Consider the following 22,355-nt stretch of genomic DNA (forward strand, 5'->3'; position numbering starts at 1 on the left):
GGGGGTGTTGGGCCCCGGAACGGGTTCGTCCCGGCCTGAGCTTTCCCTCCTCAGGCGAAGTGGCAGGCGACGCGACTGCCATCGGGTTTGTCTCGCAGCTCCGGGCGTCCGGCCTTGCATTGGGCCTGGGCCAGGGGGCAGCGTGTGTGGAAGGTGCAGCCGGGCGGCGGCGCAAGAGGGCTGGGCACTTCGCCGGCCACCACTTCGCGGTCGCGATGCGGCTCGTTCACATCGGGAATGGTTTCAAGCAGCAGGCGCGTGTAGGGGTGCTTGGGATCTGCGAAGAGGACTTCCGTCTCCGCTTCCTCGACAATGCGGCCGAGATACATGACCGCGATGCGATCGGACATGTGGCGCACGACGCTGAGGTCATGGCTAATGAAGAGATAGGTCAGGCCCAGCTCATCCTGAAGGCGGCGCATCAGGTTGAGAATCTGCGCCTGAACCGAGACGTCGAGCGCCGAGGTCGGCTCGTCGCAGACGAGGAATTCGGGCTCGGACGCGAGAGCGCGGGCGATGGAAATGCGCTGGCGCTGGCCGCCGGAGAATTCATGCGGGAATTTTTCGCCATCGGCGATGTTGAGGCCGACAATACCGAGGAGTTCAGCGACGCGCTCGGCGATCTCGACCTCGGAATTGCGCAGTTTTAACTCCCGCAGCGGCTCAGCGATAATGTTCTTCACTCGCCAACGCGGGTTGAGCGAAGCATAGGGATCCTGAAAAATCATCTGCGCCGAAAGCGGTGCGCCTGACTTGCCGGGCGCGAAACGAATTTCGCCAGCGGTTGGATCGTAGAGGCCGGTGACGAGGCGGGCGACGGTGGATTTGCCGCAACCGGATTCGCCCACGAGGCTGACGCAGCCGCCCAGGGGGACGGAAAAGCTGACATCGTTGACGGCATGCAGCATCTGGCGCTTGCGGCCGTAGAGCAGGCGATTGAGGAAGGAGGCCGAGACGTCGAAGGTCTTGTCGAGATGGACGACGTCGAGCGCAGAAATAGCGGAGCGGGTCATGCGACGCCTCCATTGTGAAGCCAGCAGGCAGCCATACCGGCGGGCGTCGGCGCCAATGCCGGCAGGTCCTGGCGGCAGCGCGGGCCCGCCTCGCGGCAGCGCGGATTGAAGGCGCAGCCGGGCGGAATGGCATTGAGGCGCGGCATGGCGCCATCGATCTGGTTGAGCTTTTCGACGCGGGCACCGAGGGCCGGAATGGAGGCCATGAGGCCGCGGGTATAGGGGTGCGATGGGTGCTTAAGCACCTGTTCCACCGGGCCAATCTCGATCAGACGGCCGGCATACATGACGGCGACCCGGTCGGCGGTTTCGGCGATAACGCCCATGTCGTGGGTCACCAGCATGACCGCCGTGCCGTTTTCCTTGCAGAGGCGGCGCAGGAGGCCGGTAATCTGGGCCTGGATCGACACGTCGAGGGCGGTGGTCGGCTCATCGGCGATGATGAGTTTTGGCCGCGCAGCGAGAGCCAGAGCAATGACGACGCGCTGGCGCATGCCGCCGGAAAACTGGTGAGGATAGTGATCGACGCGCTCATCGGGGCCGGGAATGCCCACTTCGCGCAGGAGCTCAATGGCGCGGGTGCGGGCCTGAGCCTTGGACGTATTGGGCAGGTGCTGGCGGATGGTTTCGCCGAGTTGGCTACCCACCGTGAAGAGCGGATTGAGCGAGGTCAGCGGGTCCTGGAAAATCGCGCCGATCTCGCGGCCGCGGACTTTTTCCATTTCATTGTCGCTGAGGCCGGTTATGGAGCGGCCTTCGAGGAGGATATCGCCCGACGCAACACGGCCGGGGCGTTCGAGGAGGCCGAGGATGGCAAGGCCCGTCATGGACTTGCCGGCCCCGGATTCGCCGACGACGCCGAGGATTTCACCCGGCGCGATGCTGAGCGACACATCGTTGAGCGCGGTCAGCGTGCCGTGGCGATTGGGAAATTCGACGACGAGGTTTTTGACCTCGAGGCAGGGTCGCTTGTCGTCAGCCATGCGGTTGCTCCCGTTCGGGATAGCTGGGCGGGAAAATTTCCGAAACCGGCGGATGCCCATAGGAACGGGCCGGATATTGGGCGATGAGGCGATCGAACTGGGCCTGGGCCTGATCACGCGCTGCGGCCATGTCGATGCCGGCGACTTCGCCGTTGCGCATGGAGAGGCGGCCATCGACAAAGACGGCTTGCGTCACCTTGCCGGAGCCGCCGGTCACCAAAGTGGTGATCGGGTCGATGGAGGGGGCCATGTGCACGTCATCGAGACGGAAGACCGCGATGTCGGCCTTGCTGCCGGGGGCGAGGCGGCCGATGTCGGCGCGGCCAAGAGCCTTGGCGCCGCCGAGGGTCGCGGCCTCGAAGAGATCGCGGCAGAGGATGCGTTCGGGCGCGCCGTCATTGATGCGGCAGGCGATGAGGCCGACCAGCATGTTCATGATCATGTCGGGCGGCGTCGTGTCGGTGCCCAGCGCAATGGTGATGCCCATGTCGCGGACGCGTGAGAAGGATCTGAGCGTGCCCCCGCCCCTGCCTGACACCAGCGGACAATGGACGATGGAAACGCCATGTTCGGCGTAAAGCGCAAGGTCTTCGTCGGTGGCAACGGTGGCATGGGGGGCGATAAGGCGATTGCTGAGGAGGCCTTCGCGCGCCAACCAGACGGGGCCGGTGGTGCCGTGCAGGGATTTGACGACATCCATCTCCATCGTGCCCTGGGCCATATGGAGACGAACCTTGCAATCGAGCGCTTCGGCCTCGGCAAAGGTAGCGCGGAGCAGCGCCGTGGTGCAGGTTTCGACACGGTCGGGGGCGAGAAGGCCCTGGATCAGGCCTTCGTGGCGGCCCGACTGGCGCTCGATATAGGAGACGGCATCAGCGAGACCATCAAGGCCGCGTTGCTCATCGAAATGCGGACGCATGTCGCCCGGGGCGTGGAGGACCATGCCGCCGGCGCGGTAAGCGGGGCTGAGATAAACGCGGAGACCGAGTTCGCCGGCGGCATCGGCCGCGGCATCGAACTCGGCGACGGTTTCGGCCCATTCGCGATAGAAGAGCGAGGCGATGGGGGCAGCGGTGGTGATGCCATTGAGGAGCAATTGGCCGAAGGCGAAGCGCTTCTGGAAGGCCAGTTCCTCGGGCGTATACATTTCGTACGGCCCTTTTTCGACATAGGTCAGCGGCAGGACGCGACCCTTTTTCCAGCCGGGAAAATGGTCGATGCCGAGGATGGTGGTGTCGAGATCGGAAAGGGCGTCGAGATCGATGAGGCCCGGCGAAATCAGGGCGCGGCCGAAATCAACGCGACGGGCGACTTCGCCGGCAAAACCATGGCCGGTGAAGATGACGCTGTTGCCCTCGATGACGACTTCGCCATTTTTGAGGAGGACGGGGCCGTTCTCCTCATGGGCGAGAACCCAGGCGGCGGTGAGGAGCGTGCGCCCCTCTGGCCTTGCGCCGAGCTTGAGGGATTCCAATGCGCTCATGGCATGTCCACGATGCAGGTGCCGTTGCGGGCAATGACGCGGCCGCCCTTGACGACCATGGGCCGCGGGGCGATCTCGACAACGGAATGGGCGACGGTTTCGCCAACCAGCAGGGTGAAATCGGCCTTGGCGCCCACCTTCACGCCATAGTTTTCGAGCCGCATGACATCGGCGCCGCCCTGGGAAACGAGTTCCAGCATGTGCCTGAGGTCGATGTCTGAGCGCACGGCAGTCTTCATGCCGATGATGCGGGCGCGGTCCATCATATCGGGCTGACCCCAGGGGCCCCATGTGTCGCGGATGCCATCGCAACCGGCACCGGTGCGCACCCCGGCCTCGCGCAGGCGCTTGACCGAGGGAACAGTGGCCGAGGGCGCGCCAGTGGTGAGAATGGCGATGTCGAGTTCGGCGATTTCGTCGATGAGCTTGCCGGCGCGGACAGTGTCGCTCATGCCCAGCGCAAAGGCGTGGCTGATGCCGAAACGGCCCTGCATGCCATTGGCGCGGACGCGCTCGAAAATCAGCTCCATGGTGAAGGCGCCGAGATCGCCCACTTCATGGAGATGAATGTCGACATCGACGCCATGCTTGAGTGCGAGATCAAAGAGCACGCCGAGCTGGCCCTTGGGGTCGCGATCGATACCGCAGGGATCGATGCCGCCCAGAACTTCGCAACCATTGGCAAGGGCCGCATCGAGCAGCTCAACAGTACCGGGACGACCCATGACGCCGGACTGCGGGAAGGCGACCAATTCGATGTCAATAATGCCCTTGAGGGCTTCGCGGGTGCGCTCGACACCTTCAACCAGGCTCAGCCCATGTGTGGTGTCGATATCGACATGGCTGCGGATATGGCTTGCGCCATTGGCGGCAAGGCCGATGGCGTGGCGCATGGACTGGATATGCGGGTCCATGCCGAGGGCGATGCGATTTTCGCGCTCGAAGTCGATGCGGCTGCGCAGCACGGCTTCGCGGTTGTTTTCGTGCCAGCCCATGCCCCAGGTGGTCTTGTCGAGATGGGTATGGGCATCGATGAGGCCCGGCCAGACGATGGCATTGCCGCCATCTTCCACCGGCATGCCGGGCTGGTCGGCAACCTTGCCGATTTCGACGATAACGCCATTCTTGATGAGAATGTCGCAGTTGGCCTCGCCGAGGGGGCGGACATTTTTGAGGTGCAGGTCGTGCATTTCTTACCCTCGACTATCGCAGCTTGGGATTGAGGGCATCGCGCAGCCAATCGCCCAAGAGGTTCACCGAAATGACCAGCAGGCAGAGCTGCATGACGGGGAAGATGACGATCCACCACATGCCCGAGAACAGATATTGATTGCCGATACGGATCAGCGTGCCGAGGGACGGCTGGCCCGGCGGCATGCCGATGCCGAGGAAAGACAGCGTCGCCTCGGTGAGAATGGCCATGCCGAAGCTGAGCGTCGCGGCGACGAAAACCGGTGTCAGCGTATTGGGCAGGATATGCTTGACCATGACGCGGCGGGGCGGCACGCGCAGCAGTCGCGCGGCCATGACATATTCCTTGCCGCGCTCGACAATGGTCTGGGCGCGTACCGTGCGGGCATATTGCACCCAGCCCGATAGCGTAATAGCCAGCACTAGAACCGCCGATGCACCAATTTCGCGCAGGTCCGGCGGCAGCATCTGGCGAACGATCGCTGAGACGAGAATGGCGATGAGGATGGTCGGGATGGAGAGGACCACGTCGCCGATACGCATAAGAAGGTTATCGACCACGCCGCCGAAATAGCCGGCGATGAGGCCGAAGCTGAGACCGATCAGCAGCGAGAAGGATACGGCAGCCAAGCCGATCAGCAGCGACGTGCGCGTGCCGTAGAGCATGACCGAGAGCATGTCGCGCGCCTGGGTATCGGTGCCCAGGATATAGGGCCATTCGCTGCCCTCGACCCAGATCGGCGGCAGTTCGGACTTCCACATGTCGAGCTGCATCGCATCATAGGGATTTTGCGGTGCAATAAGCGGGGCGAGGAAGGCAGAGAGCACGAGCACGGTCAGCAGCACGGCGGCAAAGCGCGCCGGAACCGAGTGAGAAAATGACCACCAGAGATCGCTGCGACGGACGCGCTCGATAAGCGAGGGACGTTGGGGCGTTGACTGGATCGACATGGTTCGCCTCCCCTACTGGGCGCCGCGCAAGCGGGGATCGATCACCGCGTAGAGGATGTCGACCATGGTGTTGAGGAAAACGAAGATGAAGGAGACAATGCAGAGATAGGCCGCCATGACCGGGATATCGACGAAGGTCACGGCCTGGATGAACAACATGCCCATGCCCGGCCACTGGAAGACGGTTTCGGTGATGAGGGCGAAGGCGATCAAGGTGCCGATATTCATGGCCGTAAGGGTCACGACAGGCATGAGGCAATTGCGCAGGGCGTGGCGGAAATAGATGCGGAAGCGTGGAATGCCGCGGGCCCTGGCGAACTTGACGAAGTCGGAGCGCATGACCTCGAGCATTTCGGCGCGCACGAGCCGCATCACCAGGGTCACCTGATAGAGCGAGAGCGAAATCGAGGGCAGGATCAGCGCCAGGAGGCCGGTGCGGGTGAGAAAGCCGGTCGACCACCACCCAAGTTCGACGACGTCGCCACGCCCGAAGGCGGGCAGCAGGCCAAGCGAGACGGAAAACACCAGAATAAGCAGGATGCCGACCACGAAGCTCGGTAGCGACACCCCGATAATCGAACCGAATTGCAGGACCTCGGAATACCAGGCGCCCCGTTTTATTGCCGTCAGCACGCCAAGAGGCAGGCCGATCAGGAGCGAGAGGATGGTGGCGACGATCACCAGCTCCATGGTGGCGGGGAAACGCTCGGCGATGAGGCCCAGGACTTCCCGCCCATTGCGGTAGGAGATGCCGAAATTACCCTGGGCCGCATTGGCGACGAAGCGGGTATATTGGACGAAGAAATTGTCGTTGAGGCCGAGCTTTTCGCGCAGCAGTTCCTTATCGGCCTGGGTTGTCTGCTCGGTGGACATCATATCCACGGGATCGCCCGCCAGACGGAAAATCAGGAAGGCCAGAAAGGCCACGGTCAGCATCACCAGTAGAGCATTGGCTAGCTTTTTGATGATGAAGACCAGCATTGGCTATTTCCCGTTTGGCAAAGAGAGCATTGAGACCGGAGCCGGGCACAGGACCAGGCACTGACCGGCCCCACCGGTCATTCCGTCAATTCGGGACGCCATGGCGCTCCCGGCAAAACCCATCTTTTCCTCCATCCTCCAGCGGCCCTCTCCCGACCGCGTGACCGTCATCCTTACGGTCGAAAATGCCTTTGTCAATTCTATTGTCGACAATTATGCTGACACTATAACAGACAAAATTGCCTCAAAGCTCTCGGCAATCGCGTTGACGAGGCCCATCTCGCGAGAGGCATCAGTCCTTTTGGCGGGGAAAGGCGTAGGAATTGGCTTTGGAGGTGCGCAGCCCCGCCCCGACCAGCGCTTCGGCCGCCTTGATGGCGACGACGATGCCATCGATAACGACAACGCCCGTGGCAGCAGTCAGTGCATCGGTCATTTCCGACATGCCGGCGCAGCCCAGAACCACAGCTTCGGCGCGGTCTTCATCACGCGCCCTTGCGATTTCGGCGAGCAGCAGATCGAAGGCGCGCTCGGGCTCGGATTCGAGCGTCAGTACCGGCAGGTCGATACAGCGGACGCGGCGGCAATGCTGGCTGGCGCCATAGCGCAGCACCAAATCTTCGATAGCGGGCACGGAGCGCGGCAATGTGGTAATGATGGAAAAGCGCTTTGCTACCACCATGGCGGCCTGCACGGCGGCCTGACAGATGCCAAGCACGGGACCGGCGGCAAATTCACGAGCAGCATCGAGTCCCGGATCGTCGAAACAGGCGATGACCGTGGCCTCGGCGCCGGCCTCCTCTGCCGCGCGAATATCGGCCAGCATGGCGGGAACGGACAGAGCTTCGTCGGAAAACCCTTCAATGCTGACCGGAGTGTTCTTGCCGGTGCGCGCGTCGATCACCGTGCCAGGCGAAGCCACACGTTGGGCCGTACGTAGGGCCTGTGCGGTCATCGAGGCGGTAGAATTGGGATTGATCAGCAGGATTTGCATGGCTTTGGCATCTACTTCTTGAGGTCGGCCAGTTTGGGGGCCTTCAGCACAAACTGCTGATCGGAGACGATGTAGTTGTCGGCATGGAGCCGAGCGATCGGGTGATAGACCTCGGGGTTCACGTAGCGCTGCTGCTCGTCGAGGCAATCGGGCCGAATATGCATATGGACCACCTCGCCCAGGACGATGACGCGGCGCGGATACTCGATGATGCGCTCGACGCGGCATTCCATGGCGCAGGGACTGGCGGGCAAATAAACGCAATCGACCTGTGCGCCGGGAGCAGTCTCGGCCTCGGCCAGGGCCAATTCATCCGTGTCGGCCTCAACTGGCAGCCCGCAGATCAACATGGTCTGCGCCAGCGGCATATCGACCATGTTCACCGTGAACTCATTGGTGCGCCGGATATTGGCGACGGTGTCTTTTTCCTCCCCGCTGAGCCGCGGCTGGATGCCGAGCGCCACAATGGCCGGGTCATGGGAAAAGACATTGAAGAAGCTCATCGGCGCGCCATTGCTGTGCCCGGCCGCGGAGCGCGTCGTGACCAAGGCTATGGGTCGCGGACCCACAAAATTGGTGAGCAGACGATAGCGGTCCATCGGCCCGAGCGCAGTCAAATCGAATTCCATCGCCATACCTTCAGTCACAAGCGCCTGCACGTCAATTTAAGTCGACATTATTGTCGACAATAACGCTTCTGATTTATGTGGACCAGATGGAAAAATGAGTTATGAAGTCACAAGGCAACGCTGTCCGGTCCGCACAAATGGCACCTACAACCGTCGATGAAATCGCCGAACGCATCTGGCTCTCCATCGCCGAGCGCCGCCTGCGCCCGGGCATGCGTCTCAAAGAGGCTGAGCTTGCGGAAATTTTCGGGGTAAGCCGCGCTCGTATCCGGCAGGTGCTGACGGCCCTTGAGCGCGACGGCCTCGTCAAGACCGAAGCCAACAAAGGCGCCATCGTCGCCGAGCCCAGCGCGGAAGAAGCCCGCGATATCTTCCATATCCGGCGCGAAGTGGAGCAGCGGGTGCTGGCGCGACTGATTGGCCACCTCGATGCCGAGAAGCTGCTGGATCTGTTCGCGCATGTGGCCAAGGAACGCGTGGCCAATGCCACCAATGACCAGCGCGAGATCATAAAGCTCTCCGGCGGCTTTCACCTCATGCTGGCCGAAATGGCGGGAGCCGATTTTCTCTGGGGCATGATGCGCGACCTCGTCAGCCGCACGTCCCTCATCACCGCGGCCTTCCGCGATTCCGACAAATACAATTGCGGACCGGACGAGCACGAAGAACTGCTGATGCATCTCAAGAACGGCGACCTGCAAAAGGCGCAGCACGCAATGGTGCATCACCTCGAGCATGTCGAAAACGAGCTCAAGCTCTCCGGCAACCCGGAGCTCGCCCGCAGCCTCAAGGACGCGCTTTTGTAGGATCGCCACAATTTATGGGATTGCTGGCTGGGGTGCTAGGATTCGAACCTAGGAATGCCGGTACCAAAAACCGGTGCCTTACCACTTGGCGACACCCCAACTGGCGCGGTTCCTACACCGTTTGCTAAAGCCGCGCAACACGCCTTGTGACAGCCTGTTGGGCACTTGAAAGCAAACCCATTGCCTAGGGCATCGACGAACAAATATCTGACTTCCTTAGATGTTTCGGCAAGTCGCATCTGCCGGCGACCGGCGGCATCGCCCACTCGCTCATTGCTCGAATATTCAGGTTTTGCACTGTCTGCTTCGGTTCAGGAGCCGAGAGCCGCCGCCAACAGTTTCTCGATGTCAGAGGCGCCATAGGCACGCGGATTCAGCGCCGGATTTTGCATGACCAGTTCCGCTGCCACGCCGGCTCCATCGAGCGGCATGCCCAGAGCGGCAAGGTGTCTTGGTGCATTGAGCTTAAGGGCCAGTGCCTCCAACCCTTCCGCAGCACTTTCGTGACCAAGAGCATCGGCCGCCGGTCTGAGCTGTTCTCTTGCGGCGGCCTCGTTGAATCTGATGACATGCGGGAGCAGCGCCGCATGCATGGGGGCATGCGGCAGATCGTATAGTCCACCGAGGACATGGGCCAGCTTGTGATGCAGCCCCATCGTTCGCGCAGCGAGAACCCGCCCCGAAAGATAGGCGGCATACAGCACCATCGCTCTGGCGTCCCAATCCCGCGGCGCGTCGACCAATATGGGCAAAGCCTGGGCAAATCCCGCTATCGCTTCCACAGCAAAGCGATCAGTTTCCGGGGACCTGTCGGGTGCGTAGAGCGCTTCGAAGGCGTGGGCCATGGCGTTGAACCCGCTCGACACTGTCAAATCGAGCGGCAGGGACAGAGTCAACGAGACATCATAGACAACGGCTTGCGGAACGACGCGTTTGTCCCGAATGGTTGTCTTCTTGCCGTCCCGGGTCTGCCCAAGGATCGGTGAGATTTCGGAACCGGAATATGTCGTCGGAATGGCGATATGCGGGAGGCCTGTTCGCAGCGCCAGGGCTTTGCCCAGCCCAACCGCAGACCCGCCCCCCAGGCTGATGAACCCATTGGCATCGCCAAGAACATTCAGCGCGCGGTCGGTGACCTCCACCGGCGTGTGCACCACAGCGCCGGTGAAGGTCGCAAAATGCCTCTCGCCCAGTGCCGCAGCGATTGCTGTGGCACCCATGGTCCGCCCCGGCGTGGTCAGGACCATGGCCCGGGTCATGCCGAAGTCCTGAGCAAGGGGCAAGAGGGTCGAAAGGTGATCTTCCCCGAAAACGACCCTCTGCTCAAAACTTTGCAACTCGAAGGGTTTCATAGCCCGCTCCTTGGAAGTCCCTTTCCCTTCGTCGCTCAGGCGCTTTCGAGCGGCTGCAGATGCTGCTCGAGATAGGGCCGAAGGTGCTCGTGCTGAATGGGCAGTTTCAGCGCCTCGCCGAGATGCTTGGTGTCTTCGTCGCGATCAAAGCCCGGTTCATTGGTCGCTATTTCGAACAACACGCCACCAGGTGTGCGGAAATAGATCGCCCAGAAATAATCGCGGTCGATGACCGGGGTGACCTGGTAGCCGGTATCCATCAGCGCCTTGCGAACCTCGAGCTGCTTGGCCCGGTTCTCCACGGCGAAAGCGATGTGATGCACCGATCCGGCACCGAGGCGACCGAAGCCCACATCGGGGAGCGTTTCGATGTCGATGAAATCGGCGCCATTGCCATTCGCCAATCCCAGACGGCTGATGCCCCCGTGCTTGTCGACCTCTTCATATCCCATGAACTTGAGCAGTTCTTCGGTGGCGCCGGCATCGCGCAGCCTCAGCGAAGCGGAATGGAAGCCGCGGATGGCAAAGGCATAGCTCACCGTTTCGGTGGTCCAAGGCGCGCGCACGTCATCCCTGGTTTCGACCAGGGAGAAACTGTCGCCCTCGGGGCCGGTGAAATCGAGGCGTTTCTGGCCGAAGGTGGCTCCGCGCGATAACCCAGAGACGCCATTCTTGGTCAGGTGCTCCGACCAGAGGTCCAAGGTGTTTTCCGGCACCGAGAAGGCCGTGGTTCCCACCTCGCCCGTCCCGAACTGCCCCCGAGCAATATTGGGGAAGGGGAAATAGGTCATCACGCTACCCGGCGTCCCTTTCTCGTCGCCGTAGTAGAGGTGGTAGACACTCGGCTCGTCGAAATTGACGGTCTGCTTTACCCGGCGCAGCCCCAGCTTCTTGGTGAAGAACTGATTGTTGTTGTGGGCATCTTTGGCCATGGACGTCACATGGTGAAGCCCTTTGATCTGGTCCAGCATTTTGCACTCCATGATTGATCGGGCCGATATCGCCCCGACGCTCGTTCTGAGTTCAAAATCGGATGCCTGAGCCTTTCAGGGTAGCTAGACAATTCTCTACGGATTGTCGTCTTTCTTCGAACGACGTCACACGAGGAAGTCGTTTGGCCCCGGCAGTAGCCGAGCGCCTGTGCAATGCCTGGAAATGTTGGGAGCGTTCGGGGGGGCCGGCGGGATGGGCCAGTTTCCGGCCCAAGCATCAGGATGCTCGGGCCGGCAAGGTTCATAAAAAGCCGCGTCCTAGAAATGGACCGACTTGGAGTCCATCGGGTTGGACGAGGTCGGCGGGGCGAATTTGGTCAGGTCGATGCCCTCCACTGCCGCCTTGTATTCGTCGGCACTCGGCGTACGGCCGAGAATGGCGGAGAGTACAACCACCGGGGTCGAGGCGAGGAGGGATTCGCCCTTCTTTTCGGCGGTATCTTCAACCACGCGGCCCTGGAACAGGCGGGTCGAGGTGGCGAGAACCGTGTCGCCCTTTTCGGCCTTTTCCTGGTTGCCCATGCAGAGGTTACAGCCCGGGCGTTCGAGATAAAGGATGTTCTCGTATTCCGTGCGGTTGGCGGTCTTGGGCTGCAAATCATTGAACTCGAAGCCGGAATACTTCTGGAGGATCTCCCAGTCGCCTTCTTCCTTGAGCTCGTCGATGATGTTGTAGGTCGGGGCGGCGACGACGAGCGGCGCCTTGAATTCGACCTTGCCGGTTTCCTTTTCGAGGTTCTTCAGCATCTGGGCGACGATCTTCATGTCGCCCTTGTGCACCATGCACGAGCCGACAAAGCCCAGGTCCACCTTCTTGGTGCCGCCGTAATAAGACACGGGGCGGATGGTGTCGTGGGTGTAGCGACGCGAGACGTCGGAATTGTTGACGTCGGGGTCGGCGATCATCGGTTCATCGATCAGGTCGAGATCGACCACGACTTCAGCGAAATACTTTGCAGTGGCATCCGGCGAGAGGGCCGGCTTTTCGCCCGAGCGGATTTCAGCGATGCGACGATCAGCCTTGGCGATCAGGCCCTTCAGGGTCTGGGCGGCATTGTCCATGCCCTTGTCGATCATGATCTGCATGCGCGACTTGGCGATTTCGAGGCTTTCGATCAGCGTCTCGTCTTCCGAGATACAGATCGACGCCTTGGCCTTCATCTCGGCGGTCCAGTCGGTGAAGGTAAAAGCCTGGTCGGCGAGCAGGGTGCCGATGTGGACTTCGATGATGCGGCCCTGGAAGACGTTGTCGCCATGCTGCTGCAGCATCTGCGCTTGCGTCGCATGCACCACATCGCGAAAATCCATGTGGGGCTGCATCTTGCCCTTGAAGGTCACCTTGACCGACTGCGGGATCGGCATGGTGGCCTCGCCGGTGGCAAGGGCCAGCGCCACGGTGCCGCTATCGGCGCCGAAAGCCACGCCCTTGGACATGCGGGTGTGCGAGTCGCCACCGATGATGATGTCCCAATCGTCCACCGTGATGTCGTTGAGCACCTTGTGGATCACGTCGGTCATCGAGTGATACTTGTGGAGCGGGTCACGGGCGGTGATGACACCAAAGTTGTTCATGAAGGCCATGAGCTTTGGAATGTTGGCCTGGGCCTTCTTGTCCCAGACCGATGCCGTGTGACAGCCGGACTGATAGGCGCCGTCCACGAGCGGCGAGATGACGGTGGCCGCCATGGCCTCGAGTTCCTGGGCGGTCATCAGCCCTGTCGTATCCTGCGAACCGACGATGTTGACCTTGACGCGGACGTCAGAGCCGGCGTGCAAAATCTTGCCCGGGGTGACGCCGACGGCGTTGCGGTTAAAAATCTTTTCGACCGCGGTCAGGCCCTGGCCTTCGACGGTGATTTCCTTGTTCGGGGCAAAGACCTGCGGAGCCACGACGCCGAGGGTCTGAGCCGCAAAGGTCTGCAGCTTCTTGCCGAAGACGATGGCGTAGGACGAGCCGGCCTTCATGAATTCGGTCTTCTGCGGGGTGAAGGCAGAGGCAATGTCGACGAGCTCATTGCCGGCTTCGTCGCGCAGCTTCTTCGTCTTGGCATCGATGGTGAGGACTGTGCCGGTTTCGACCGAGTACTTCTGCTCGAGGATCGGGTTGCCTTCGTTGTTGAGGATCGGCTTGCCGTCCTCACCGAGCTTCTTGACCCAGTTCTTGAGATTGAGGCCGATGCCGCCGGTCACGTCGACCGTGGTGGCGAAAATCGGGGAAATGCCGTTGGTGCCGGCAACGATCGGGGCGACATTGACGAAGGGCACATAGGGGCTAGCCGGCTTGCCGGTCCACAGGGCGACGTTGTTGACGCCGGACATGCGCGAGGAGCCGACGCCCATCGTGCCCTTTTCGGCGATCATCATGACGCGCTTGTCGGGGTGCTGCTTCTGCAGGGCGACGATTTCCTGCTGGGCAGCAGGGGTGATCATGCACTGGCCGTGCAGTTCCCGATCGGCGCGCGAGTGGGCCTGATTGCCGGGGGAAAGAAGGTCAGTGGAAATATCGCCTTCGGCGGCGACGAAGGTGACGACCTTGATCTCGTCTTCGACGTCCGGAAGCTTGGTGAAGAACTCGGCCTTGGCATAGCTTTCGAGCACGTCCTTGGCGACTTCATTGCCGGCCTTATAGGCATCGCGCAGGCGGAACATGTCGGCGTCGTAGAGGAAAACCTGGGTTTTCAGAACATCGCCGGCTGCCTTGGCAATCGCGGCGTCATTGCCGAGGGCCACATCAAGCAGCACTTCGACCGAGGGGCCGCCCTTCATATGCGAGAGCAGTTCGAGGGCGAAGGCCGGGGTGATTTCGGCCACCGCAACTTCGCCGAGAATGATTTCCTTGAGGAAGGCAGCCTTGACCGTCGCGGCGCTCGTGGTGCCGGGCAGCGTGTTGTAGATGAAGAATTTCAGGGCATCGGCGCGCTGCGGATTGGCGGCATCGCGGATGATTGCGATGATCTCCCCGGTAAGGCCACCGGCATCGATCGGCTTGGGCGCGAGACCCTGCTCTTTTCTGCTTTCGATTTCAGCGAGGTAATCGGAATAGAGGGTCATCGCAATCTCAACATCGTAGGGTGTGACGCTATGGCAGCGCCAGCAAAGGATACTGTCGGTCGGCCTCAAGGCATACGGAGCTTGGGGCCCTCCTGCCAAGGCTGGCCGACAAAGTATCTTATCTCGGCAAATAAAGTACTTCCGATTCAGCAAGGAGCGGTCGAAAAATAGCAACGCTCTTGCTCCCGGATGGGAGTGCGAAAACTATCTTGCCTTGGACTATGGCCGGTCGCTGGATTGCGACGCGATCGGCCATTCACTATGGCCCCTACCTGGACAAGAGATCAGCGAAACCGCACGTTTGCGTTTGATGCCTGCACCGTTGCAATATCGCGCGCCATAGCATTGGCCGTCTCTGAAAACGTCGCAATCGCGGTGGCGTCTAGCTGTCGGGCCCAAGTCTCGAGCCACTCATAGACCACGCTCGACTCCTCCTCGAGCAAGGGTTCCTCGTAATTGCGCCCGGCAAAAGCCTCAGCGAGATAAGCCACCAGCACCCAGGCAACAGCCCTGTCGCCATCGACCAGAGCCTGCTCGCGGGCATTCACCGCAAACTGGTGATAGGCATGCGCACCGCGCCCGGCCTTGTCGATTTGAGCGACTGCTGCAGTGAACATCATAGGTCCACTCCCTTGTTTACAATACGCCAATGCAGCGCAAATCCCGGATCGAACACGCTGACAGCATCGCCGCCCACCATAACCGGCCCCGGCAAAGGTTGTGCGATCTCGACCCGCTCAAGTTCGATCCGATCTGGATTGGCAGCCATACCGTAAAATGCTGCGCCATTGAGCGAGATAAAGGCTTCCAACGCATCGAGCCGACCTTCCGCCTCAAAAACCGCTGCGACGCATTCAATGGCATTGGGCGCGGTAAAGCACCCCGCACAGCCACAGGCGCTGATTTTGGCGCCATCTGCATGAGGCGCACTGTCCGTGCCCAAAAAGAATGAAGCCTCGCCCGAGGTCGCAGCATCCACCAGCGCTCTTCGGTGCGTCTCACGCTTGGCAACTGGCAGGCAGTAGTAATGGGGCCTTATGCCACCGGCCAGGATGTGGTTGCGGTTTATGATGAGGTGATGTGCAGTGATCGTTGCCGCGATCCTCGGCCCGCCATGACGCACATAGGCCACGCCGTCGCTGGTGGTAACGTGTTCCATCACCACACGCAGCCCTTCATGGCGACGGCGCAACGGCTCAAGAATGCGTTCGATAAACACAGCTTCGCGGTCGAATATGTCTACCGCAGGGTCGGTAACCTCGCCATGAACGCAGAGCGGCAGGTCCAATTCGGCCATGCGCTCGAGCACCGGGGCGATCCGGTCGAAATCGCGCACGCCGGCATGAGAATTGGTGGTCGCGCCAGCCGGGTAGAGCTTGACCGCCTTGACCAATCCGCTTGCCGCCGCCACTGCGACATCGGCAAGATCGGTCGCTTCCGTCAGGTAGAGCGTCATCAAGGGCGTGAAGCGCGCGCCCGGACCAAGCTCTGCCAGGATACGATCGCGATAGGCCGCGGCATCGGCCGCAGTCACGACAGGCGGCACCAGATTGGGCATGATGAGCCCACGTCCGAAGACCGCAGCGGAATGCGGCAGAACCGCCCCCATCATGGCGCCATCGCGCAGATGCAGATGCCAGTCGTCTGGCCGGGCGAGCGAAAGGCGCGTCATGCCGGAACTCCGATATAGCCGCAAAGGATGTCCGTGCCGGCGATGAGATCGGCCACGTCCATCTGCTCGTTGGGATTGTGCGAGCCTCCAACATTGCGCACGAAGACCATGCCGGTGGGGATACCAGCATTAGCGAAAACCGCCGCATCATGCCCGCCGCCAGACGCCATGGTGAAAACAGCCTGCCCGGCACGCAATTGTGCTGCACTAAGCCCCGCGACCACTTCTGGGGCACAGAGGGCTGGCGCAGTCGAAAGTTCCCTATCGAGCTCGAATACCACCTGCCTCGACCGTCCGACATCGCTTAATGCCTGCTCGAGCCAATCGCGGGTGTCGTCAAGCACGCCCACATCCTGACTGCGGACATCGAGGCTGAATTCCACCCGGTCGGGAATGCGCGACAGGACACTCACCTCAGGATCGGTCGCAACCGTTCCCACCGTCACCGCGAGATCGCCACCATGATCGAGCACGTCGATCCAGTGCCGGTCGAGATCGTTAAGAAGACTTGCCATGGCCAGTACCGGATCGTGCCGGAAGGCGCGAGGTACAGCCCCCGAATGTCCGGCCTCGCCGATGCACGCTATGCGTCGGTGGCGGAAATTGCCGCGTATGCCTGTGACGACCGCTGCAGGCAGGCCGCTTTCAACCAGCAGCGGTCCCTGTTCGATATGGAGCTCGAGATAGGTCAGAATGCGCCTGGGGTCGATGAGCGGCTCGCGCCGCGCCACCTTTGCCGTATCCACGCCCACGGAGGCCATGTGCTCGAGCAACGTCCGGCCATCACCCCTGTGGCGCGCCGCCGCTTCCCCGGCCTCAAGCTGTCCCAAGAGAGCCTTGGAACCGGCATAACAAGGGCCGAACCATGAGCTTTCTTCACCGCGCAAGGCAATTACCTTGACCGGCACAGCCGGGACGACGTTTTGGCGTCGCGCCCGCACCAGGCAAATCAGTCCCGCGATCACACCGGACAGACCGTCGAAATTGCCCCCCTGCGGCACGCTGTCGACATGCGAGCCGAGTAACACGTAACGATCGGCATTGCGGTGTTCTGGCAGGCTGATGATCAGGTTGCGGCCGGGATCATATTCGGTGACCAACCCCTCGGCCTCGGCGCACCGCGCCAGATAGGCGATGGTCCGGCTTTCAATATCTGAATAGGCCGGGCGGCTTACACCCGCCGCGTCGGCGCTGTCCCGTCCGATATCGGCAAAAAGAGCTTCGGCATAGGCGGTCTCCCAGGAGACCGCCGCAGATGCGTGGATGGGCATGTCAACGGTGCTCCTCGCCCGCGCGCTCAAGAGCGAAGGACGCCAGCGCGACGTCACAGGAAGCCATGCCTTGAATAATGGCCAGCACGCGCTCATCCGGCGTGGTGCGGCCCTGCTGCGTTCCGATGGCGATTTCGCCGATGTCAGCCGAGAGCCGCTGATGCACCGCCAAGCGCGGGCGTCCCCCGGCAATCCAGCCGGCCACGGAGCCGAGAACGGCGGCGAACTCAAAATCATCGACCACGAAACGATCGCAAATATCGAGGGCACTTGCACCGATCTCCGCGCCACCGCCCAGTCCGAGCACTGTCGCACCCGGAGCGATCTGCACGCCCTCGATGACCGGAGCATTGGCAGCGGTTATGACGACAACGATATCGGCGCCATCCATTGCCGTCTCAACGCTCTCGACGGCCGTCACACCATGCCGCTCCGCATAGGCCCGAGCGCTTTCCAGACGACGTGCCGCGACACGGATGTCCTCAAGGGCGAAAATCTCGCGAAAGGCAGCAGGCAATTCGTCGGCAATTCGACCGGCACCGACAATGGAGAGACGCTTCGCCCCAGGCGCGGCAAGCCATTCCGCTGCCACCGCTGCCGTTGCCGCCGTCCGCAGCCGATGCAGCCATGTCTCATCGACAAGACCTCTGGGCGCACCTGTCGCAGCGTCGAGCACTATGCAGTGGCTGAGCATATCTCCACCACCCTGTGCGACCAGGCGAAACCCGGCCGTACCATGGCTCGGCGACCGCCCGCCCTTGAGCTTAAACGAAGTTTGCTCGGCCTTGAGGCTCATGGATTCTGGCTGCGACAATACCAGCCGTTCATTGCCGTAGTCGCGATAGGCCTGCCGCACGACGGCAATGGCCTCTTTCACGGAAACCAAGCTCCGCAGCTCAGCCTCGCGCAGGACGGGAAGGCTTTCGAAAATCCGACCACTCATGCGCCGGCCTTTCGCACGATGAAAGCGCAAAGGCCCGCCCCTTCCGGGGCTTGGTGTACGGTATTGGCAGAAATGAACATGCGGCAGGTCCCCAATATGGAGCCTGCAAGACCGCTCATGCTGGCACGGACATGCTTGTCCATATCCAGATCACTGGTCCTGATGGTGGTGCGGTATTGCCGAACCCGCCCATTGGAAGCGATACCCGCCTTGATGAAGGCCGCGCCCAATGTGTCCGCATCGGCCAGCGTACCATCGGCATCGAGCCGGCAACCGGCTTCCTCCAGTGTCCGCCGGATGCCGCTGGCATCGAGGAGATCAGAAAAGCCGCCGGTATGAATGATCCAGTCGCTCGCAGCACCGGCGCGGTTGGCGAAAATCAGCACTTCCACATTGCCGCCTTCGGAGCTCGAAAACACCATTGCGCGCCGACCGAAAAGGCTATGATCGCGGTCGAATGCTTCGGGCACCACGTGCTCAGGAGCAATCTCCCCCAGCGCCAGCGCAGCGCCGAGAGCGCCGACCGCTTTGGAAAAGGCCGAGGTGATGCGAGCAGCCGCAGGATCGGCGCGACTTTCGCCCAGAAGCGGCGTCTTGACAATTATGAGCTGCACATCGTCAGGGCCGATGGCTAGGTCCTTCATACCCTGTCGAACGGTATCGGCCACCAGCAGGGCATGGGCGAGGGTGCCGATTTCCTCGGCCGCCACCTTGCGGCTGCAGGCACCGCCGAAGACAAGCCCTTTCTCGCCGCCCGACGGCGTCGTCGTGCCGTCATCGACGTCGATAAAGGCGTAGCCGAAGGGACTTATTACCCCTTCGCACCCAGTCGAGAACAGCATGGTGGCGCCTTCGGCAAGGTTCGAACCGCCAAAGCGGGTGATGGCCTGACGCGCACTCAGCATGCCATATTCGCGCGAAAAGTCGTTGACGCTGGCATTGCCCTCGGTCTTGACCAACAGCGCCAGCCGCCGCACGGATTCAGGCGCAAAACGCCCCAGAGCAGCTTCCAGATGTCTCGTATCGCCCGGGTGGGCCGTGTCATAGCTTAATACATGCACCGGCATGGTGCGGCGCTCCTCGGGCCATATCGATCCGACAAAAACCCTCCCGCCGCGCGCCAATTCTGGCGATCGACTCCGATTTTCGGCAGATGCAACAAAATGTACCCATAGTATAGAATTCTGCCTGACAGGCATGTCCAATAAATAGTCCTAATGCCACCATAACGATACAGTGCTTCGCAAGTTAATGCAGGGAGGCCGTTGACCAAATTTGGGTCATCATGCCAGCCTCACACGCGTCGCGTGCCCGAGGCCGCCGCCATTTCCCCGAAAGGACCAGCCGATGACCCACCCCATGGGCGCCGAAACCGATTCTCCGCTCTGGCAATTGCCGGCCACCACGCTAGCCCGCCGCTTTGCCGATGGCTCACTGCAACCCAGCATGGTGCTTGAAGCCATTCTGGCACGGACGGACACGATCGATGCCGCCCTCAATGTCATGGCGCTACGCGACGACGAAGGCGCGCGAGCCATGGCGGGGGCCAGCGACAGGCGCTGGGCCGAGGGGCGCCCCCTGTCCGAGCTTGATGGCGTTCCCATCGCGATCAAGGACAATATCCCCGTGGCCGGCCTGCCCTGTGCCTGGGGCAGCAAGCTCTTCCTTGACTTCGTGCCTGAACGCGACGAGCTGGCGGTCGACAGGCTACGGCGGCAGGGCTTGGTCTTGCTCGGCAAGACCACAGTATCGGAGTTCACTCTGGGGCGCGGCAATGTCGATACCCCAGCCTTCGGCACCACGAGGAACCCCTGGAATCCGGCCCTGACCACCGGTGCCTCAACCGGTGGTGGCGCGGCGGCCGTCGCTTCTGGCGTCGCCCCATTCGGTCTTGGAACCGATGGGGGTGGTTCGATCCGCTGGCCTGCTTCCTACTGCGGGCTCGTTGGCTTCAAACCGTCGACAGGCCGGATTCCTCGCCGTTTCGGCCTGCCTGCCGTCCTCAACGATCTTGAGGTTTTGAGCCCGATCTCCCGTACGGTGGACGATGCTGCCGCCCTGTTGCAGGCGCTGTCCGAACCCGACGTTCATGATCGCGCTTCCATGGCCTTCCGCCACACGGCTTTAGTCGAAGAACCGGCGCGGCCGCTGCGTATTCTTCATGTAAGTCAGTTCGGCAACTACCCGGTCGAGCCGGAGATCACAGCCTCGGTCAATCTGGCCGCCGACCAGCTCCGTGCCATGGGGCATAGGGTCGAAGCGGGCACGGCGCCTTTCGACTTCGGTCTGTTCGACCGACATTGGCGTACCATCACCATGACCGGCGTTGCCGCCATCATGGATGGCCGGGAGAATTGGGAAAATGAGGTAGGCGCCATCTACCCCTCCATGGTGGCCGATGGCCGTGCCTTCTCCTCCCGTGACTATCTTGCCGCCCTCAACGCCTATCGCTCGGTTTTCGAGCAGTTGACTGACTTCTTCGAAGATTTCGACCTATTACTGACGCCAGTTGCGGGCGCCATGCCACGACCCGCAAATGAGATCGCGCCACCCTATCAGCGCGTATTTACCGGCTTTGCCAATGTCACCGGCATCCCTGCCGTCAGCTTACCTGGCCCGCGCTCTCATGCCGGAATTCCAATTGGTTTTCAGTTGATTGCACCTTTCGGGGGCGAGGGGCGTTTGCTGACAATTGCCCGTGCCTATGAGCACGCCCATCCTTGGGCCGGCCTCTGGCCAAGCCTGAATGCCTCATAAGGCGGAGGTATAGGGCCATAACGCGATTATATTGGACGATGGCCGATCCGACATAAAAATATACAGCAGAAGAGCTGAGGGACGTCGGCAGTACTTGAAGCCGACGGCGTGGCCGAGTGCCCGCGATGTTCATCCGAATAAGTGAAACCGGGGATTGAATCCGCCGCCCAAAGGGCGTGCGGAAGGGGTGGAATAATGAGTGGTGGTGCCGTCGAGCTCATCAATGTGACCAAATATTACGACCGCACACTGGCGGTCGACGGCGTCAGCCTTTCGGTAGCGGCAGGCGAATATTGCTGCTTGCTCGGCCCGTCTGGCTGCGGAAAGACCTCGACCCTGCGCATGATTGCTGGACACGAACTGGCCGACAGGGGCGACATCGTGGTTGGGGGGCGTCGCGTGAACGACTTGCCCCCTTCCGAACGTGGCACGGCTATGATGTTCCAAAGCTACGCGCTCTTTCCGCACCTGACGGTGCTGGACAATGTGGGCTTTGCCCCAATGCTGCGTGGCGTGCCCAAGGTTGAACGCATCGAAGAATCCCGCCGCCTCCTTTCCTTGGTCGGTCTCGGCGGCTGGGAGAGCCGCTATCCCCGCCAGCTATCCGGCGGCCAGGCACAGCGCGCCGCGCTCGCACGCGCGCTCAACGCTCGGCCACAGGTATTGCTGCTCGACGAACCGCTCTCCGCGCTCGACCCGATCCTGCGCATCCAGATGCGCTCCGAACTCAAGCGTATGCAGCTCGAGCTGGGCCTCACCTTCATCCACGTCACCCATAGCCAGGAAGAGGCCTTGGCTCTTTCTGACCGCGTCGTGGTGATGGAAGACGGTCACATTCGGCAGACCGGCACGCCGCTCGACGTTTTCGAACGACCCGCCACACCCTTCGTCGCCGATTTTATCGGCGGCCACGCGATCTTCCGTGGCACGACGGGCCAACCGGGCAACACGGTTCTTCCCTCGGGCGAGATTTTGCATACCCAGACCAAGTTTGGCACCGGCACGCCGGTCGCCCTTGCGGTACGCTGCGACGCCATCAGCTTTGCCCGCCGGAGTGCGGACGACAACAGCATTACTGCGCGGGTCGTAACCATCGAGCACCTCGGCGCGCTGATCCGCGTCACGCTCAAGACTATGGACGGCCAGGACTTTTCCGTCGTGATCCCCGAGCGCGCCGAACGTGGCACGCGCCTGACGGTGAGCGAGATAATTTCCCTCTACTGGACCGTGGCCGACACGAGAATCTACGCCGAAAAACAAGCGCAGCCAAAGGCCGCGTAAATCAG

Annotated in this window: 19 protein-coding genes and 1 tRNA gene; 3 read left to right on the forward strand and 17 right to left on the reverse strand. The window is 61.7% G+C overall.

Annotated elements, in window-relative coordinates; translation table 11 throughout:
• Nucleotides 1-50: 50 nt before the first annotated feature.
• The 8 genes from JP75_RS01945 to JP75_RS01980 form a co-directional block, all read right to left on the reverse strand.
• Nucleotides 51-1,013, reverse strand: a complete 963-nt coding sequence (locus JP75_RS01945; RefSeq protein ID WP_035078275.1) for an ABC transporter ATP-binding protein — start codon at nucleotides 1,011-1,013, stop codon at nucleotides 51-53.
• Nucleotides 1,010-1,996, reverse strand: a complete 987-nt coding sequence (locus JP75_RS01950; protein ID WP_035078277.1) for an ABC transporter ATP-binding protein — start codon at nucleotides 1,994-1,996, stop codon at nucleotides 1,010-1,012. Before JP75_RS01950 ends, JP75_RS01945 begins: the two co-directional genes overlap by 4 nt.
• Complete coding sequence (locus JP75_RS01955) at nucleotides 1,989-3,479, reverse strand: amidohydrolase family protein (protein ID WP_035078278.1); 1,491 nt, start codon at nucleotides 3,477-3,479, stop codon at nucleotides 1,989-1,991. Before JP75_RS01955 ends, JP75_RS01950 begins: the two co-directional genes overlap by 8 nt.
• A complete protein-coding gene (locus JP75_RS01960; RefSeq protein ID WP_035078279.1) occupies nucleotides 3,476-4,669 on the reverse strand; it encodes an amidohydrolase family protein in 1,194 nt (397 codons plus the stop codon). Before JP75_RS01960 ends, JP75_RS01955 begins: the two co-directional genes overlap by 4 nt.
• Before the next feature lie 13 nt (nucleotides 4,670-4,682).
• A complete protein-coding gene (locus JP75_RS01965) occupies nucleotides 4,683-5,621 on the reverse strand; it encodes an ABC transporter permease (RefSeq protein ID WP_035078280.1) in 939 nt (312 codons plus the stop codon).
• Between the two features lie 12 nt (nucleotides 5,622-5,633).
• Nucleotides 5,634-6,602: an ABC transporter permease gene (locus JP75_RS01970; protein ID WP_035078282.1), complete on the reverse strand. Its 969-nt coding sequence runs from the start codon at nucleotides 6,600-6,602 to the stop codon at nucleotides 5,634-5,636.
• A gap of 292 nt (nucleotides 6,603-6,894) precedes the next feature.
• Nucleotides 6,895-7,596, reverse strand: a complete 702-nt coding sequence (locus tag JP75_RS01975) for an aspartate/glutamate racemase family protein (RefSeq protein WP_035078284.1) — start codon at nucleotides 7,594-7,596, stop codon at nucleotides 6,895-6,897.
• 11 nt (nucleotides 7,597-7,607) lie between these two features.
• Nucleotides 7,608-8,225 carry a flavin reductase family protein gene (locus JP75_RS01980; protein ID WP_035078287.1) on the reverse strand — a complete coding sequence of 206 codons (618 nt, stop codon included), beginning with the start codon at nucleotides 8,223-8,225 and terminating at the stop codon, nucleotides 7,608-7,610.
• A gap of 137 nt (nucleotides 8,226-8,362) precedes the next feature.
• Between JP75_RS01980 and JP75_RS01985 the strand changes: the two genes are divergently transcribed.
• Nucleotides 8,363-9,031: a GntR family transcriptional regulator gene (locus tag JP75_RS01985; protein ID WP_035078290.1), complete on the forward strand. Its 669-nt coding sequence runs from the start codon at nucleotides 8,363-8,365 to the stop codon at nucleotides 9,029-9,031.
• Between the two features lie 24 nt (nucleotides 9,032-9,055).
• Here JP75_RS01985 and JP75_RS01990 read toward each other — a convergent pair.
• The 9 genes from JP75_RS01990 to JP75_RS02030 form a co-directional block, all read right to left on the reverse strand.
• Nucleotides 9,056-9,130, reverse strand: a tRNA-Gln gene (locus JP75_RS01990).
• Between the two features lie 212 nt (nucleotides 9,131-9,342).
• A complete protein-coding gene (locus JP75_RS01995) occupies nucleotides 9,343-10,383 on the reverse strand; it encodes a maleylacetate reductase (protein ID WP_035078293.1) in 1,041 nt (346 codons plus the stop codon).
• Nucleotides 10,384-10,418: 35 nt separating this feature from the next.
• On the reverse strand, nucleotides 10,419-11,354 hold the full coding sequence (locus tag JP75_RS02000; RefSeq protein ID WP_035078296.1) for a VOC family protein: 936 nt from the start codon (nucleotides 11,352-11,354) through the stop codon (nucleotides 10,419-10,421).
• Nucleotides 11,355-11,633: 279 nt separating this feature from the next.
• Nucleotides 11,634-14,426, reverse strand: a complete 2,793-nt coding sequence (locus tag JP75_RS02005; protein ID WP_035078299.1) for a bifunctional aconitate hydratase 2/2-methylisocitrate dehydratase — start codon at nucleotides 14,424-14,426, stop codon at nucleotides 11,634-11,636.
• A gap of 284 nt (nucleotides 14,427-14,710) precedes the next feature.
• Nucleotides 14,711-15,046: a hypothetical protein gene (locus JP75_RS02010; protein ID WP_035078302.1), complete on the reverse strand. Its 336-nt coding sequence runs from the start codon at nucleotides 15,044-15,046 to the stop codon at nucleotides 14,711-14,713.
• The gene (gene pyrC, locus JP75_RS02015) at nucleotides 15,043-16,098 is read right to left on the reverse strand and encodes a dihydroorotase (RefSeq protein WP_035078305.1); all 1,056 of its coding nucleotides are present in this window, start codon (nucleotides 16,096-16,098) and stop codon (nucleotides 15,043-15,045) included. Before pyrC ends, JP75_RS02010 begins: the two co-directional genes overlap by 4 nt.
• Nucleotides 16,095-17,369 (reverse strand): Zn-dependent hydrolase, encoded by a 1,275-nt coding sequence (locus tag JP75_RS02020; protein WP_084587380.1) that lies wholly within the window; start codon nucleotides 17,367-17,369, stop codon nucleotides 16,095-16,097. The genes pyrC and JP75_RS02020 overlap by 4 nt, the downstream gene beginning before the upstream one ends.
• Nucleotide 17,370: 1 nt before the next feature.
• Nucleotides 17,371-18,312 carry a hypothetical protein gene (locus JP75_RS02025; protein ID WP_035078311.1) on the reverse strand — a complete coding sequence of 314 codons (942 nt, stop codon included), beginning with the start codon at nucleotides 18,310-18,312 and terminating at the stop codon, nucleotides 17,371-17,373.
• A complete protein-coding gene (locus JP75_RS02030; RefSeq protein ID WP_035078314.1) occupies nucleotides 18,309-19,379 on the reverse strand; it encodes a ring-opening amidohydrolase in 1,071 nt (356 codons plus the stop codon). Before JP75_RS02030 ends, JP75_RS02025 begins: the two co-directional genes overlap by 4 nt.
• A gap of 280 nt (nucleotides 19,380-19,659) precedes the next feature.
• Here JP75_RS02030 and JP75_RS02035 point away from each other — a divergent pair, with 280 nt between their 5' ends.
• On the forward strand, nucleotides 19,660-21,069 hold the full coding sequence (locus JP75_RS02035) for an amidase (protein WP_051960132.1): 1,410 nt from the start codon (nucleotides 19,660-19,662) through the stop codon (nucleotides 21,067-21,069).
• Between the two features lie 195 nt (nucleotides 21,070-21,264).
• The gene (locus JP75_RS02040; RefSeq protein WP_051960134.1) at nucleotides 21,265-22,350 is read left to right on the forward strand and encodes an ABC transporter ATP-binding protein; all 1,086 of its coding nucleotides are present in this window, start codon (nucleotides 21,265-21,267) and stop codon (nucleotides 22,348-22,350) included.
• The last annotated feature ends 5 nt before the right edge of the window (nucleotides 22,351-22,355 follow it).

The organism is Devosia riboflavina, assembly GCF_000743575.1.
Taxonomy (GTDB): domain Bacteria; phylum Pseudomonadota; class Alphaproteobacteria; order Rhizobiales; family Devosiaceae; genus Devosia; species Devosia riboflavina.

Bases quoted from the DNA above. Each gene is read 5' to 3' on its own strand.
- JP75_RS01950 (WP_035078277.1), bottom strand. From the start codon at position 1,996: ATGGCTGACGACAAGCGACCCTGCCTCGAGGTCAAAAACCTCGTCGTC.
- JP75_RS02000 (WP_035078296.1), bottom strand. From the start codon at position 11,354: ATGCTGGACCAGATCAAAGGGCTTCACCATGTGACGTCCATGGCCAAA.
- JP75_RS02040 (WP_051960134.1), top strand. From the start codon at position 21,265: ATGAGTGGTGGTGCCGTCGAGCTCATCAATGTGACCAAATATTACGAC.
- JP75_RS01975 (WP_035078284.1), bottom strand. From the start codon at position 7,596: ATGCAAATCCTGCTGATCAATCCCAATTCTACCGCCTCGATGACCGCA.
- JP75_RS01970 (WP_035078282.1), bottom strand. From the start codon at position 6,602: ATGCTGGTCTTCATCATCAAAAAGCTAGCCAATGCTCTACTGGTGATG.
- JP75_RS01985 (WP_035078290.1), top strand. From the start codon at position 8,363: ATGGCACCTACAACCGTCGATGAAATCGCCGAACGCATCTGGCTCTCC.
- JP75_RS01995 (WP_035078293.1), bottom strand. From the start codon at position 10,383: ATGAAACCCTTCGAGTTGCAAAGTTTTGAGCAGAGGGTCGTTTTCGGG.
- JP75_RS02005 (WP_035078299.1), bottom strand. From the start codon at position 14,426: ATGACCCTCTATTCCGATTACCTCGCTGAAATCGAAAGCAGAAAAGAG.
- JP75_RS02020 (WP_084587380.1), bottom strand. From the start codon at position 17,369: ATGCCCATCCACGCATCTGCGGCGGTCTCCTGGGAGACCGCCTATGCC.
- pyrC (WP_035078305.1), bottom strand. From the start codon at position 16,098: ATGACGCGCCTTTCGCTCGCCCGGCCAGACGACTGGCATCTGCATCTG.
- JP75_RS02010 (WP_035078302.1), bottom strand. From the start codon at position 15,046: ATGATGTTCACTGCAGCAGTCGCTCAAATCGACAAGGCCGGGCGCGGT.
- JP75_RS01955 (WP_035078278.1), bottom strand. From the start codon at position 3,479: ATGAGCGCATTGGAATCCCTCAAGCTCGGCGCAAGGCCAGAGGGGCGC.
- JP75_RS02025 (WP_035078311.1), bottom strand. From the start codon at position 18,312: ATGAGTGGTCGGATTTTCGAAAGCCTTCCCGTCCTGCGCGAGGCTGAG.
- JP75_RS01945 (WP_035078275.1), bottom strand. From the start codon at position 1,013: ATGACCCGCTCCGCTATTTCTGCGCTCGACGTCGTCCATCTCGACAAG.
- JP75_RS01960 (WP_035078279.1), bottom strand. From the start codon at position 4,669: ATGCACGACCTGCACCTCAAAAATGTCCGCCCCCTCGGCGAGGCCAAC.
- JP75_RS01965 (WP_035078280.1), bottom strand. From the start codon at position 5,621: ATGTCGATCCAGTCAACGCCCCAACGTCCCTCGCTTATCGAGCGCGTC.
- JP75_RS02030 (WP_035078314.1), bottom strand. From the start codon at position 19,379: ATGCCGGTGCATGTATTAAGCTATGACACGGCCCACCCGGGCGATACG.
- JP75_RS02035 (WP_051960132.1), top strand. From the start codon at position 19,660: ATGACCCACCCCATGGGCGCCGAAACCGATTCTCCGCTCTGGCAATTG.
- JP75_RS01980 (WP_035078287.1), bottom strand. From the start codon at position 8,225: ATGGAATTCGATTTGACTGCGCTCGGGCCGATGGACCGCTATCGTCTG.